The sequence below is a fragment of the Paenibacillus campinasensis genome, from assembly GCF_002272015.1.
GTDB lineage: Bacteria > Bacillota > Bacilli > Paenibacillales > Paenibacillaceae > Paenibacillus_AQ > Paenibacillus_AQ campinasensis.
The window spans coordinates 1-14,463 of record NZ_NPBY01000105.1 but is presented as its reverse complement, the minus strand read 5'-3'; the positions used below and the strand labels follow the sequence as shown (position 1 = coordinate 14,463).

At 50.0% G+C, this 14,463-nt stretch carries 11 protein-coding genes; 3 read left to right on the top strand and 8 right to left on the bottom strand.

The window, feature by feature from the left end:
* Positions 1 to 230: 230 nt before the first annotated feature.
* On the top strand, positions 231 to 1,097 hold the full coding sequence (locus CHH67_RS24590) for a helix-turn-helix transcriptional regulator (protein ID WP_095268001.1): 867 nt from the start codon (positions 231 to 233) through the stop codon (positions 1,095 to 1,097).
* Between the two features lie 192 nt (positions 1,098 to 1,289).
* On the opposite strand, the gene helD is transcribed toward CHH67_RS24590, so the two are convergent.
* From helD to CHH67_RS24575, 3 genes are all read right to left on the bottom strand, one after another.
* A complete protein-coding gene (helD, locus tag CHH67_RS24585) occupies positions 1,290 to 3,746 on the bottom strand; it encodes an RNA polymerase recycling motor HelD (RefSeq protein ID WP_095268000.1) in 2,457 nt (818 codons plus the stop codon).
* A gap of 252 nt (positions 3,747 to 3,998) precedes the next feature.
* Complete coding sequence (locus CHH67_RS24580) at positions 3,999 to 5,204, bottom strand: MFS transporter (RefSeq protein WP_095267999.1); 1,206 nt, start codon at positions 5,202 to 5,204, stop codon at positions 3,999 to 4,001.
* Between the two features lie 207 nt (positions 5,205 to 5,411).
* Entirely contained in the window at positions 5,412 to 6,350 is a 939-nt protein-coding gene (locus tag CHH67_RS24575) for an alpha/beta hydrolase (protein ID WP_095267998.1), read from the bottom strand.
* A 167-nt stretch (positions 6,351 to 6,517) separates the two neighbouring features.
* Between CHH67_RS24575 and CHH67_RS24570 the strand changes: the two genes are divergently transcribed.
* Positions 6,518 to 8,230 (top strand): DUF4127 family protein, encoded by a 1,713-nt coding sequence (locus CHH67_RS24570; RefSeq protein ID WP_095267997.1) that lies wholly within the window; start codon positions 6,518 to 6,520, stop codon positions 8,228 to 8,230.
* Between the two features lie 336 nt (positions 8,231 to 8,566).
* Here the strand turns inward: CHH67_RS24570 and CHH67_RS24565 are convergent, their stop codons facing one another.
* The 3 genes from CHH67_RS24565 to CHH67_RS24555 form a co-directional block, all read right to left on the bottom strand.
* Positions 8,567 to 9,076 (bottom strand): DinB family protein, encoded by a 510-nt coding sequence (locus CHH67_RS24565; protein ID WP_095267996.1) that lies wholly within the window; start codon positions 9,074 to 9,076, stop codon positions 8,567 to 8,569.
* 96 nt (positions 9,077 to 9,172) lie between these two features.
* Positions 9,173 to 10,150 (bottom strand): helix-turn-helix transcriptional regulator, encoded by a 978-nt coding sequence (locus CHH67_RS24560; protein WP_095267995.1) that lies wholly within the window; start codon positions 10,148 to 10,150, stop codon positions 9,173 to 9,175.
* Between the two features lie 103 nt (positions 10,151 to 10,253).
* Positions 10,254 to 11,330: a helix-turn-helix domain-containing protein gene (locus CHH67_RS24555; RefSeq protein ID WP_095267994.1), complete on the bottom strand. Its 1,077-nt coding sequence runs from the start codon at positions 11,328 to 11,330 to the stop codon at positions 10,254 to 10,256.
* Positions 11,331 to 11,566: 236 nt separating this feature from the next.
* Between CHH67_RS24555 and htpX the strand changes: the two genes are divergently transcribed.
* Positions 11,567 to 12,451, top strand: coding sequence for a protease HtpX (htpX, locus tag CHH67_RS24550; RefSeq protein ID WP_095267993.1), 885 nt, complete (start codon positions 11,567 to 11,569; stop codon positions 12,449 to 12,451).
* A 118-nt stretch (positions 12,452 to 12,569) separates the two neighbouring features.
* Here htpX and CHH67_RS24545 read toward each other — a convergent pair whose 3' ends face one another.
* Together CHH67_RS24545 and mle are read right to left on the bottom strand one after the other, a co-directional pair.
* On the bottom strand, positions 12,570 to 12,986 hold the full coding sequence (locus CHH67_RS24545; protein WP_095267992.1) for an SRPBCC family protein: 417 nt from the start codon (positions 12,984 to 12,986) through the stop codon (positions 12,570 to 12,572).
* 246 nt (positions 12,987 to 13,232) lie between these two features.
* Positions 13,233 to 14,075 carry an alpha/beta fold macrolide esterase gene (gene mle / locus CHH67_RS24540; protein ID WP_095267991.1) on the bottom strand — a complete coding sequence of 281 codons (843 nt, stop codon included), beginning with the start codon at positions 14,073 to 14,075 and terminating at the stop codon, positions 13,233 to 13,235.
* Positions 14,076 to 14,463 lie beyond the last annotated feature (388 nt).

The following is a 14,463-nucleotide window of genomic DNA, read 5'->3' as shown; positions in this document are numbered from 1 at the left end:
GCCCTCCCGTATGACACCAATGTACCAGGGCCAGCCCGTCATTACTTTTCAAATCTTGCTGTAATGCGCCGGTACTACGCTGCTCCCCGGAAGGGACGCAGAAGAAGGGGCTGGTGAATGCAGGCTCCGCAGCGTGTTCTTCTGATTTTACAAATCATTGATCCTCCGCTAATTGCGGTGTGGTATACTGACCACAACATTCACTAGAACCCGGAAGGGGGGGGGTGACAATGGACCATCACAAAGTGGTCGAGCAGGCTCTGGTGCTTATCGAGGACAACTTGCAGCAGCCCTTGTCACTGGATTCCGTTGCAGATGCTTTTCATATGTCAAAATTTTATTTCCACCGCTTGTTCTCGGCGATGATGGGGTGCTCGTTAAGCCAGTACATCTTGAAGCGAAGGCTGAATGCGTCCTTGCCGCTCATCCACAACAAAACAATGTCCCTGACAAACATCGCATATGAGCTGGGCTTCGGTACACAAGCTTCTTTCACACGCGCCTTCAAGCGTCAGTACGGGGTGCCGCCCAAATCGTTACGAGCAGTGCAGGCCGTTATTACGCCTGAACCGATTCCTGCTGTTGTACAAAGACCGGTCAAGAACGTGAACGGGGATATTGTCACCGATTTCACTCTGACGGAACTGGGCACGCTCCGGGTGAGCGGCATCGCCTTTGAAGTGGACCTGGCCGGGGATTACAAAGCGCGGATTCGAACCCATGCCCAAATGCTGTTCAATCACATGGATGATACCGCGGACGACCCATGCTATGTGATCTATTCCAACTGCGAGCCCCACTCCACCCGGTTCAAGGTGCTGTTCGGCATTCCGCGTGAAGTGCAGATCGATCTGCCGTATTATTTCACCGTGGATGTCCCCCAGCTCTTCTGTGCCAAATTCAAATATACGGGAGATATCCTGGACATTGGGGACGTGCTGAAAACTGATTATGCAAGATTTCTGAAAATCACCAGACAGGAGACCGAGGATTCGCATATCGAGCTTATTCAAGTGTTTGATGATGTTCAGCATCTGGATGCCGCCTACCACATCTATGCCCCGATCAAGAAACTGCCGATCGATTCGGAGATTTAACTGAGGTCTGGATGAGGACAGCCCCATACTGATCCATGGTTGTAGAAACAGAAAGAGAGCCATCCCGAGCGGATGGCTCATTCATGATCATGAATCGGCTATTGATTAATGGGTTATGTGAATTCGAATGGTATAGATGGGTGAATGGTTCGTGTGAGCGAACGGACGATCAGCGCACAGCCGTCATGGGCCTCAACGGCCTTCTGCCGGTACTTCGGAGGAATCTCCCTCGCCTTCAGCCCGGACCTCATACAGCGATGCATCCAGCGCCTGAATGAATGGCGACCACTCCCCTGACGTATATAACTGTAACCGGTGCATAGCACGAGTGCAGGCCGTATAAAAGAGCTTGCGCTCCCGTTCCCGGTGATAGACCCGTGCCGAGGCGTCATAGATCAGAACGGCGTCGAACTCAACACCTTTGGCCAGATAGGCGGGCAAGACGACCGCCCCATGCTCGAAGGTGGGCGTCTGTTTCGTGACCAGCCGCACGGACGCACCGCTCTCTTCTAGACGATGCCAGGCTTCGCTGCTCTCGGCGGCGGTCTTCGTAATGACAGCAATGGATTGGTAGCCCTCGGCCTCAAGCGCCGCAAGATCCTCTGCCATTCGCATGACCAGGTCCCCGCTGCTGCTTGCCTTGATAAGAAGCGGCTTCGCCCCCCTTCTGTCAAAAGGCACGATATCCTGACCGCCCGGCAGCAGCGCTCGGGTGAATTCCACAATCTCACGGGTGGAGCGATAACTGCGCACAAGCCGAATCAGCCGGGTGTCTGACTCGCCATATAACCGGAGCAAGGGTGAGTTCGTGCCATAGAGCTCCGTTGCCTGTGTGAAGATGGCCTGACCGAAATCGCCAAGCACCGTCATGCGGGCATGGGGAAACAGCTTCTTGAGAAATTCGTATTGAAACATGGAGTAATCCTGCCCTTCATCAACGAAGACATGCCGGACCTCCGTGTTCATGCGCATGCCCTCAACCAGCTCTTTTAGATACAGAAACGGCGTGGCATCCTCGTAAAACAGTTCATATCGGCCTAGCTTCTCCCTGGTCTGCTCGCCTATGTCCGCCCATAACTCCGGAACTTCTGCCCCGCCCGTCATTCTCGTATATGCGTCCTGGCTTCCAAACAGCTGGGCATACAACCCGAGCATGTCAATGAACGCCATCCGTTTTACACTTCGTCTCAGCGGTAGAAACTGCGCCTTCACAATCTCGCGGACGAGCAGCTCTTCCTCCCGTTCGGCATAATCGAAGTCGCCTTCATCACGGCGGCGTTTGTTCTGCAGCTTCTCCTGAATTTGCTCATATTGCTCGGCGAAATCGAAGACCCCGCGCTCTTGGTGCAGCTCTTTGTGGACGGCATCGTACTGCTCATTGTCGAGGTAATTCAGCTCCTCCTGGACCCAATCCTCCTCCCGCTCCTTACGCTCCAGCAAGGTTAGCTCCTTCAGCAGCCACTCCTGCAGCATCGCTACGCGATTGGCCAGGCGGATGGAGGGATCATAGCTGTAGAACTGTTCTTCCATCCGTTTCGCAGCGATCAGTTCGCGATCCCGAAACCGGATGCTGTTGAAGCACATGCCTTCACGTCCTAGCCACACTGAATAATTCTTCAGCGCTTGGAGGAATTCCGCGGAAGCTTTATATGCAATCCCCTTCAGACGGGCCTCGTATTGGCGTGTGTGCTGCTCTGTCAACACGTATTCGATCTGGTCGAACGGGTCCTCCAACTTCAGCCCTGTACCCAGTCCGTATTCCAGATATTCCTGAAACGTCGCCTGCTGCATATTTTCCTCGCCAAGCTCCGGAAGGACGGTTGATACATAGCTGTTAAACATCGGATTGGGCGAGAACAGAACGATTTGGTCTGCCTTTAACCGTTCCCGGTGTTTATAGAGCAAGTAAGCGACCCGTTGCAGGGCCGCCGAGGTTTTCCCGCTGCCTGCCGCCCCTTGCACAATCAGCATTCGGCTGGTGTCGTCACGGATGATCGCATTCTGCTCCTTCTGGATGGTAGCCACGATGCTCTTCATTTGTGTGTCCGCACCCTTGCCCAGCACCTGCTGCAGCAATTGGTCGCCAATCGTTAAGCTTGTATCGAACACGTTAAGAAGCTGACCATCCTTAATCTGGTATTGACGCTTCAATTCCATCGTTCCCGTGATCCGTCCGCCAGGTGTGTCGTATGCAGCAGGTCCAGGGGAAGCATCGTAATACATGCTCGCAATGGGGGTACGCCAGTCATAGATCAGAAAATTCAACCCGTCCGACTCCACGAACGAGGACACACCGATATAGATTTGTTCACGATAGCCGAGCCCATCCTCCTGGAAGTCGATGCGTCCGAAGTAGGGCGACTTGAGCAGCCGGTTCAAGTTGTGCCATTGCTGCACGCGCAGCCGGTAGCTTCGCTCCCGCTCTGATAACAATGCCTCCTGCTGTTTAATGCTGTAGAATGTCTCTTCAAGATCCTCATCCGTGCTTGTATTCACCGTCACTTCCTCCCAGAAGCGTCGGCGAATTTCCGCCGTGTGACTCTGTAGTCCAGCTACCTCCGGCTCCAGCTCAGCAATTCTTGCTTGCAGCTTTTGCGTTACGACATGCAGCCGTTCCTGTTCCTGAATCCAATCCTGCTCATTGACCATATGCGAGCGCACACTCCCCTTCAGATTATTCCGAAAAAAACATTTGACAAACCACCGCGCTAGATGCTAAGATTAAATTAAAGATAAGATGGGTTATTTATGAACTTTTTCAAAAAGATGCAGTGGCGGTTTTTTTATCATACCACAGTGTTTTTGTATGCGCAATTCCATATTACATAACATACCCCGGCGAAGGTCGCCGGGGTATTATTGTGCTCCGTTGTCTCTATTCCCTTTCGAACCACGATCGACTCAGGATCGGCTTGCCTCACTCCGTCCCTTGATCAGGAAATTCAGAATTTCAGAGAATAACAGCATTCCCGCAACGAGAAACAGGATGTAGAGCGGGAATATGCCGATTGTTGTATAACCGGCCAACACCCCCAGAAACGGAGGCAACAGCGTCGTCCCCGTATAGGCAACAGCCATCTGATACCCCATGATCTTCCCTGCATGCCGCTCACCGAATCGGGCAGGGGTCTCATGCAGCATGCTCGGATAGATCGGTGCGAGTCCTAGTCCGATCATCAGCAATCCGCTTAGCGCGAAGCCTGGCGGAAGCGGCAGCAACAGAAGCAGTCCGCCGACAAAGGTCATAATCTGACCTGTTCGAATGAGCAGCAGATTGCTGACCTTGAACGTGATGAATCCGGTGATGAACCTTCCGATCGTGATGCCCGCATAGTATATCGAAACCCACAATGCGGCTTCCTCAGCCGGAAGCCCGTGTACCCTGACCAGATAGCTGCTCCCCCACAGACCCACCGTTGTCTCCACTCCGCAGTAGAATAGAAAGGCGGCCAAGGCATATTTGACGCCCCTTGCATTCTTAAGCTTGCTCCCCTTTGTAAGATCGCGGGGCTCCTGCCCGCCCGATGGCTGCCGTTCCGTACCTCCGGAGTGATGCTTGGCGATATAGCCCCATAAAGGGAGCGAAACGAACAGAATGATCACCAGCGCGAGTTGTATACTCCCTACGGCAAAATATCCCTCTCTCCAAGATGCATTTCCGGACAAATATGCAGCCATAATCATCGGACTGGCCGTCGCTCCGATGCCCCAGAAACAATGCAGCCAGCTCATATGGTGGGCTTTATAGCGCGCCGCTACATAATGATTCAGCGCGGCATCGACCGCGCCTCCACCGAGCCCGAGCGGAATGGCCCACACGATCAGCCAAGCGATCGATGGCGCATAAGAAAATCCTATCAGCGCCGCAGCCGTCATAATGCAGCTCGCCAGCGTCACGCGGCCTGTGCCAAACCGGCTTACAACGAATCCACTCACCAAGCTGGATACAATCGTGCCCGCCGTCACCATCATCGACAGCAGTCCTGCCATTCCGATCGGTGCGCCCAGCTCCTGCCGCATCACAGGCCACGATGCGCCTATCAGAGAATCGGGCAGCCCAAGGCTGATAAAGGCCAAATAAATAATCAATAACAAAAGCGTACTCATCCTGTGTGTGCTCCCATTCTTAGACTCCATTCAGATTTCATTACCAATTCTTATCTTCCGAATCGACCAATGCTTCTTGTATTGCACAATATCCCATCCTTCCGGGAACTTATTAAACGCGTTTAATAAGTGATTTCATCATAGCAAGTTCCCGCTGAAAAAGAAAGCCCCCACACGTATGATGGAAGGCTCACTGTACAACTTATTTCATTCCTCATGCTGATCATGCTGAAATTGCGGTGGATCAAGGATGGGACGATATAAATGAGCAGACAAGAATCTCTCCGTTATCTCCAGCACCTGCGGATTCCAAAAACCTGTCCCATGATCCGCACCTAGCACCTTATAGAACACCACGCTCTGTCCATGCTCCTTGAGCGCTTTGTACATCGCTATGCTCTGATTCACATGGACAATGTTATCGCTGTCTCCATGCATGATGAGAAATGGTGGGAGTTTCTTATCCAGATCCTGATGGACGGGGCTAGCCTTCTTCGCCAGTTCCACATGGTCCGGCACTCTTCCTCCAATGAATAACCCTTCTGGTGAATCGGCTGCATCATGGTCAAGAATGTCATTATACTTCCCTAGAGTAAGCAGATCCGTAACGCCATAATAGTCGATGACTGCACACACCTCATCTGTCTGCTCACTATACAGGCCGTTATCATATTCGCCTATGGTTAGTCCCGTCATTAAGGCAAGGTGCCCGCCCGATGAATCTCCCCATACCGCAACCCGCTTGGGATCGACCCCGTACTCTGCTGCGTTCGTGCGCATAAACCGGATCGCGCATTTCACATCTTCAAGAGCGGCCGGGAACGGCGCTATGTCCGACTCTCTAATCTCCACACTGGCTACCACATACCCTTTCGCTGCAATATGGCACAGGTTTGGAATGTTGACATGAATGTCTTGTTTCCTCCAAGCCGAGCCTTGAACGAAGACAACTAAAGGAAAACGAGCCCCCGCACGATGCGGCATAATAATCTGAAGCCGTCTCTGTACATCCCCATACTGGGCATATACGATATCCGGCCGGTAAGAACAGGAATAATAAGCCCCTCGTTCGGCGTACTGTCCGTAAATCACCTGCGTTCCTTCAGGCATTTCATTCGCTGCAATAGCCGCTGCTTTTTTATCCATTCCTCATTCACCTCTCCCTTATTAAAATGATTCTTCGCACTTCCCCGGTCTCCTTTTTATTGATGCTAAAGTTCATAAATACACAATTTATGATTGTTAATGAAACAAAAGATTTATCTATATATATAATGAATACCACTTCACAATCATCAAAGGAGAGTTGACCAATGAAAAATGTATTGTATGTACCCTTGGATGATCGTCCGGTAAACCTCGATGATGTCATCACATTGGGACAAGCATCAGGCTTAAACCTCATTACGCCAAATGCGGACGATATCCGCAACCGAATTGATTCGGTCGCAGACGCTTCGGGCACCCAGCTTATAGGTACCTCGGCTCCTAGTTATGGTAAACCGGAACAAATTCGTCAGTTCATAAAGCGCCATGCCTCTTCCGTCCAGGGCTTCATTATTTCGATCGATATGCTTGTTTATGGAGGGTTAATCGGCAGTAGACGTTTGCGTACAAGCGGAACAGGGACGTATCCCCATTATGATTCGGAGACCACGGACTTGCTTGATGTGATCCGTGAGATTAAACAGCTTTATCCGGACAAGCCGGTCTATGTGCTTGATACCATTATGCGACTCGCTACCACCTCTTATGTGGAAGGACTCTCTTACGATGCGTACACCGAGTCTCGTAGCTTCATGGGTATAGCTCGAAGAGAATATACAGACTTTGGCGACATTGTGAGCGGTTATAATGTATCCAGTGATGGCACGGAGCTGGGCGAAACCATTCATTTTAATAAAAGCCATTACTATAACACTAGACAACATAAGTTTAAAACGAACTACTATGTACTCGACCAGCTTGTACGTCACGGTTATATCGATTTCCTGGCCATTGGTGTCGACGATGCCAACAAGGAAGGTGTGCAAATCAATGAAATTAGATTTGTCGAGAACTACATTGACACTTATCTAGGCGGTTGCGAGGGGCAGAATCCGGATCGTGCTGTTATTTTGCCTGATGCAGACGGGCTGGGTCACTCGCTGGTAGCACGGATGGCTAATCAACTGCATCGCGGAGGCAGTAAAACGAAAATTTCCATCCAATATTACGGTCCTCATGGTTCCACAATCATCAACAACTATGAATACATGACTGTACATCAAAACATTCTTCGTCATATCGATGTGATTGACGGCCTATATGTAGACAGCACACCAGACATTGAAATTGTGGCGATTACAGACGAAACCCAGGTGTCCAGTGCCGTAAACCGTATCGATGCCAATGGAGAAAGCTCCATAGCAACGGTAGTTATGGATTTCACCGGAAGAGGCGCAGCCAATCAGGCGGTTACGGAACCGCTGCTGGATAGCAATTATACGGGACGGTTGCTGGGTTATAGCGCATGGAATACGGCCGGGAACATTATGGGCCTCTCGCTTGGCATGGGGCAAGCACGGTATGCTTTCTTGGTCACAGAGACCGCTGCCTCCGAGCTGAAGTCGGCCGTTAACGCGCATGGATCGCTGCTGTTCAAACGGTTTTTGAAGGATTACTACTATAAAAGGCTAGCTATAGCCGAAGTCCGGAGCTATTCCAGAACGCCAAGCCATATTCGTTATGATAATCTGCAAGCCTCGTTCGCTGATCAGAACATGCGTCTCTTTAACACGGAGTCAGCTTACCAGCATGTGTTCACGATCCTCCGGGATCAAATGCAGATTCATACGACAACACTGGCCGGAAGGAACGCTTTCCTAATCGGCACCTCCGCTCCGGCATGCAGTGTCAAGGAGATAAACGGGTGTGCGTGGACGTTGGCAGAATACAGCAGCGCTTGCCTTGCTTACGACAATCCGGATTTCATCTGGTGGCGCGCCTTTGAAATCACACTCAACCCTGAGGTCACACTCCAATAGCATGAGGTTGAACAAAGGTTCACTACCACACCCGCACTAAGCGGAAGCAGCTAGGCAGCTTCATATCGTCCAAGCAGGCGGTGAACGGATGGATATGAGGGAAACAGAAGTCCCGTCTTCTCCCCCTCCTTGCATCGCTATCCCTTTCGTTCAGGGAGAAGTGGTTTGAGAGAAGGGGATGACCACTAGGACCAGGTATAGATTCGGATTCAAGAATAAGAGGGAACCCAAAACGGGCAGGAGGGAAACATCTTCGCCTCCTCCGCCCGTTTCACGACTTGATCACAAGGGATCAACATGCAAAGCCGCCCATAAATCATGGGCCGATTCCAGCGGTTATCCCTGCCGCTCCATCAAATAAAATAAATAATCAGTCGGGACCCCGGGATGCCCTTGCTGCCTCAGAATAGCCGTGACATTGCCTCGGTGATACGTCCCGTGATTCACCACATGCTGCAGGATGTCGGAGAAACGCGTATCGAGACGTCCGTATCGTGGATGCTCGATCGTCATCGCCTTGTCGGGGTCGGGTATGCGACGCAGTAAGTCGCGGTACCGCTCCGTGACGTTCGCAAATAGCTGGCGCATCTCCCCTACCGACTTGCCCTGCGTTTCCTCCTTCCAACCTGGCATCTTCACAAAAATCTCCTCATTCGGAACTTCCCCGAGCACATCCAGATATAGCTGATCAAACAAGTAGATATGTCCGAGTGCTTGTGATATGGACGGAAACACGCTTGTGACTTCCGCATGAAACACTTCCTCCGGAAGCTGCTCCAGATGAGCGAACACCCGATCGTTCGCCCACACATGATAATCGTATAACTGATCTGAGTGTCTAAGCATGAATAAATGCACCTTCCTTATCCTCTTAGTCGTTAAGCTATCGAAGCCCTGTCTCTATCGTATACCCGGTTCGCTGACAACGGCTGTCAGTGAAGTTCAAACGAGATCAACATCCTCATAGAGCTGTGCGATGCTGCTTGCCATTTCCCGAATCCGGCGCTTCAACTCCAGCGGTTCCCGGACACGAATAGCCGGACCAAACGTCATCAGATACATCGGAAGGTACTTGTTCATCGTCGGAGCATCGATCAGAAACCGCGCCTCCTGATCGGTACGTTCCGTCAGATAATGGCGCAGATGCCAGTGGTGGCAAATCGCGTTCAGCGCATCTTGCCCTCCCTCAATGCGGATGACCGTCAACGGTCCGTCCGCCTCACGATCCCGGTTGGACTGGTCGCGGAAATAGGCGGACGCGGAGAAGCGCTCAGGCTTCTCAAACAGCGCCCCGGTCGGTATCAGCTGCGTAATTCGGTCCACGCGAAACGTTCGGACCGCCTGCGACCGGTGGCACAACGCGACGATGTACCACTCGTTCCGGTCGTATGCGAGCCCGTACGGATCGACTTCACGTTCATCCTCCTGCTCCGCATTCGCTTTGCGATAAGCGATACGGACCGTGCGCCCATCCTTCACTGCCTGCTCGAGCTCCCTGAGCAGCGGAATGAGGGAGGGCGGCCTCGCCGGAGAAATCACATCGAGGCCGCTCGTTCGGCGGGACAGATCATGGTGCAGCTCTTCGTGCAGCCCGTTCTCCACCTTCGTAAGCACGCTGAGAATCTCCTCCGTATATGGATAGCCTGCACCTTGGGCAAATTTAAACGCATCCATCAGCGCCTTCAACTCTTCGGCGCTGAAGAACAACGGCGGCGTATCCTTGAAGCTCTCCAGAATGCGAATCCCGCCGTCATGTCCCGATTCCGCGACCACCGGCACGCCACTTGCGCATAATGCATCGATATACCGGTACACCGTGCGGACGCTGATCTCTAAATGGTCTGCAATCTGCGCAGCTGTGAGCTTCCTTCCGGTCCGCAGCATCCATAGCATGGACAGCATATTGTCCCATTTTGCCACCCTTGCCCCTCCTTTGGTTTCTCGCAATTGAAACGCATATGAATATTGTATAATTATAACAGCCGCAGGAATAACAAGCTTACCGCGGAAGCAACAAGGCCGTTCATTCTACCTTGCGAATCAGCTCTAAATACTGCGCATCTCCATATCCCACGTTTGGGAAAACCTCAAATAATCGCTTCAGCAGTTCCGTTGTAGGCAGGTGTTTATGGTTTGAGATATATTTTATTACCGGATGATCTTCTTTCTGCATCTCTAAGAACAGCTCTATCGCCTGGTACATCACGGGGAGCAGCTCATTGGTTGGACTCCTGTGCCGGACCAATACTTCTTCATAGACGGACTGATAGATTCCTAAAGTAAGCTCCGTTTGACTGACTTTAAATTCATCCTCTCTAAAGCTATTAAAAAACACCTTACCTTGATACTGAGACTGTTCAAGATAAGCAAGGAGCGTTAGAAGATTCATCTGGCAGAACATGTCTTCGCCAAACCATAAAACAATGTAGTCATAGTGTTTATCCAACAAAGGAGCTAAGGGCCTTATAACCTTGTTGGTGTAATTTTCTACGGACTCACGATGCCCTGCCGCTCTTGTATTAATAAAAGCATGATCGAAAATAGATGATGTCGTGGCGTTCACACACATTGCTTCATTGAATGGTGCATAATCAGAATCTCCCATGAGCTTTTTGTTTTTAAACGCCTCATACATGAGTTGACCATTTAATATATTCAGTACATTGTCGTCGAATAATTCGATCTTCCTCTTCTTTAATTGTTCAACCTCATGTTCTCTAGCTATTTTCATTCTACGACCGTCCTCACTCTGATATATTGTGAGCTTGGCAAATGATTGAACAGGCATTTGATGGCGTTGAAATTCTCTTGGGCTGACACCAAATACGGATTTAAAACTCCTGCTGTAGGCTTCCTGCGATGAATAATGATAATCCAGCGCCACATCGAGAATTTTTCGCTGATTCGCTAAATCTTCTGTAGATAAATACAATCTTCTCAGAAGAATGTAGCGTCTCATGCTTATCCCTGTTACCTGATGAAATTTAAAAGAACAATAATACGGAGAATACCCCATATAACGAGCCAAGTCCTCCAGCGAAAATTTCTCATTCAGATGTTCTTCGATCCAATCGATCATCTGTTGGATATACTCTTTCATTTGCCTCCCTCCTAGATACCATTATAAGTCCCGTTGATGGTATCCTTATGATAATTGTTGTGCTCTAACCCATTGGAGAGCCATGCTGACCAGATCGCAAATCCTAATTGGACGGCTCCTCTTACGTCTTAAGCCACCGACGGATGCCGAAGGTCCCGAAAACTCGTGGGATCATCATGCAAAGTATGTTAAAATAGTAGAAACAAAGTGCAAATAGAAGCGCTAGGAGGAGACGCATGGCAAAACGGATTTTTTTCTTCATTCTTACGAATATTCTAGTATTGGTGACGATCAGCATTATTCTCTCGCTGCTCGGCATCGGGGGCTATATTAATGAGCAAGGCGGCCTCAACATGGGCTCGCTGCTCGCCTTCAGCGCCGTCATCGGTTTCACGGGAGCCTTTATCTCGTTAGCGATGTCGCGCTGGATGGCCAAGAAAATGATGAACGTTCAAGTGCTGGACCCTCATGGCAATCTGTCCAGTGAAGAACGCGAGCTCGTCGAAATGGTAGATCGCCTGTCCAAGGCGGCTGGTCTTATGCATATGCCGGAGGTTGGCATCTATGATTCGCCAGAGGTTAACGCATTTGCAACCGGACCGTCGAAGAAGCGTTCGCTTGTGGCTGTCTCGACCGGACTGCTGGATAATATGGACCGCGATGCTGTAGAGGGTGTCGTTGCCCATGAGGTCGCTCATATCGCCAATGGCGACATGGTGACCATGACGCTGCTCCAAGGCGTTGTCAATACGTTCGTGGTGTTCCTGTCGCGCATCGCCGCATGGGCAGCATCCCGCCTTGTCAAGGAAGAGCTGGCTCCGATCGTTCATTTCATCGCTGTGATCGTGTTCCAAATCGCATTCTCAATCCTCGGCAGCATGGTCGTCATGGCCTACTCGCGCTACCGCGAATATCATGCCGACCGGGGAGGAGCGGATCTGGCCGGCAAGGACAAAATGGTCCATGCTCTCCAATCGCTTAAAGCCTATATGAATCAGGCCAACGAAGGCGAGGCCTCATCCCTTGCCACACTGAAGATTAGCAGCGGGAAAAAGCGCATGATGCTGTTCTCCTCGCATCCGGACCTGGATGACCGGATTCAGCGCCTGCAAGCACAGTAATGCAGATATGAAGTTTCATTCAAAAAGGCACCCGATATGAAATCGGGTGCCTTCTGCTTTTACATAAGCCGAAGCTAAATGAAAACCACTGCGAATAAATACGCCCCCAGAGGCTTACTTAGCGTGATTCGGTGTACCTTTTGAAATTGTCCATGATCGCCTGCCAGCCAGCTTGTTGAAATTCAACAGGGTGGGCGCTATCCGCGTCAAAGGTTTCAATGACCTTCGTTTCGTCTCCTTCGGATCGAAAGGCAATCTCAACACTTCTCCCATCCTCCATCGTATAGGAGATCAACGTATGCGGCTTCACGTTGTCATACACTCCGGAAAAGTCAAATCCCATGCTGCCATCTTTTGCTTCCATTCGGGTTACGAACTTCCCGCCGACCCGCAAATCATTCTCAGCCCGTGGTGCATGCCAATCCTCAGATGCTTGATTCCACTTTGTAATGTGTTCGGGCTCCGTCCAATACGTCCATACCTTCTCAATCGGTGCTTTAATCACGGCTTCAACGCTTACCTTCGTGGTTCCCATGTTGAAACACACCTCTCTCAACGATTATTATTTTTCTCATTGATATAGACGTAAATCTATCCAAAATATATCATCGCTTCATAGGATCCGGCAACCATTGACGGAAATCCTATACATCTTTCGCGGATCACTTCAATGCACATGGAGAGGACCTCCGAATAGGCCCTCTCCGCTTCCCTGTTAATGAATAATGCCGACCCTAAATGTCGAGATGAGTGATCGGATTGAACCAAGAGTTGTGGGCTTTCAATTTGGCATTGAAGTAAGCTCTGAAACCGCATCGATGATGATATCCCAGTCATCCTCATGAAGTTCATGCCCTGCGCCTTCCAATGTCAGTAAAACCGCGCCCGGAATTTCTTGGGCCACATGTTCTGCATGTTCATAAGGGATAATGGGATCTTCTGTACCGTGTATAATGAGCGCAGGCACGTTGATTTCACTCGTCCGAGCCAGATAAGATTCTCCACCAGTCACCAAGGCGTGATTACTCATGCTGGCTATATTGTTACTTCTTTCAAACTCTTTTCCAGCCAGCATGCCTGTTTTCTGCTCATTACAAATATGCTTTGATCCCGTTAAGATTTTGGACCGATTGATTGCGAATTCGACTACCGATTGTTTGTCAGACCAATCAATAACCCCCATATTCGAGAAAAAATCCATAATCCTTTCCTCCATCGGAGGAAGATGCGGAGCAAAATTGGACGTTGCCAAGAGGGTAATGGTTAGAACTCTTCCCGGGTGCCGCAGTGCAATCATTTGAGCCAGCATACCGCCCATGGACATGCCTATGATATGCGCTTGCTCAATCTTATAAGCATCCAATACACGAACGGCATCATCAGCCATGTCTTCAAATGTATAGCCCGGGTGACCAGGCTCATAAGTTGTTGAACGTCCAACATCGCGGTTATCATATCGAATGACATAACGCCCTGTGTCCGCCAAACGTTGGCAAAATTCTTCTTCCCACCAAATCATTGAGGATTGGGCACCCATAATCAACAAAATGGCGGGATTAACGGGCTCTCCAAAACTGTCTGTACATATATGAATTCCATCTACTTTTATGAATCGTTCGTTCATATTTAAATCCTCCACTGATTAATAGAAATATAAAAAAACACAGGTTATTGGCCTGTGCATGCTGTAATCGAATAGAGAATTTGAGAATGAACGCAATATAATGAGTTCTCCTAAAATCCTTGTATATGACATAACGGAGATATTATTCCCTATCCCCAGTCGCATATAACTAATCCGGTTACCATGAGGCAAACCATTCTTCGATTACGATTGCACGTTAAATAGCCTTAAACCACCGCTTAATTCATTGTGCAAAGAATATCGAAGAATTAGTTCAACACACGTAACCCCTCCGTTCGTATCAATTAGGTTGATCCTAACATGGGATAAAGCCCCCTGTCAACACCTGGGAATTACTTTCTAGAAATCCAATCATGACCACCCGTCC

Bases quoted from the DNA above. Each gene is read 5' to 3' on its own strand.
- CHH67_RS24590 (WP_095268001.1), top strand. From the start codon at position 231: ATGGACCATCACAAAGTGGTCGAGCAGGCTCTGGTGCTTATCGAGGAC.
- helD (WP_095268000.1), bottom strand. From the start codon at position 3,746: ATGGTCAATGAGCAGGATTGGATTCAGGAACAGGAACGGCTGCATGTC.
- CHH67_RS24575 (WP_095267998.1), bottom strand. From the start codon at position 6,350: ATGGATAAAAAAGCAGCGGCTATTGCAGCGAATGAAATGCCTGAAGGA.
- CHH67_RS24580 (WP_095267999.1), bottom strand. From the start codon at position 5,204: ATGAGTACGCTTTTGTTATTGATTATTTATTTGGCCTTTATCAGCCTT.
- CHH67_RS24570 (WP_095267997.1), top strand. From the start codon at position 6,518: ATGAAAAATGTATTGTATGTACCCTTGGATGATCGTCCGGTAAACCTC.
- mle (WP_095267991.1), bottom strand. From the start codon at position 14,075: ATGAACGAACGATTCATAAAAGTAGATGGAATTCATATATGTACAGAC.
- CHH67_RS24555 (WP_095267994.1), bottom strand. From the start codon at position 11,330: ATGAAAGAGTATATCCAACAGATGATCGATTGGATCGAAGAACATCTG.
- htpX (WP_095267993.1), top strand. From the start codon at position 11,567: ATGGCAAAACGGATTTTTTTCTTCATTCTTACGAATATTCTAGTATTG.
- CHH67_RS24545 (WP_095267992.1), bottom strand. From the start codon at position 12,986: ATGGGAACCACGAAGGTAAGCGTTGAAGCCGTGATTAAAGCACCGATT.
- CHH67_RS24565 (WP_095267996.1), bottom strand. From the start codon at position 9,076: ATGCTTAGACACTCAGATCAGTTATACGATTATCATGTGTGGGCGAAC.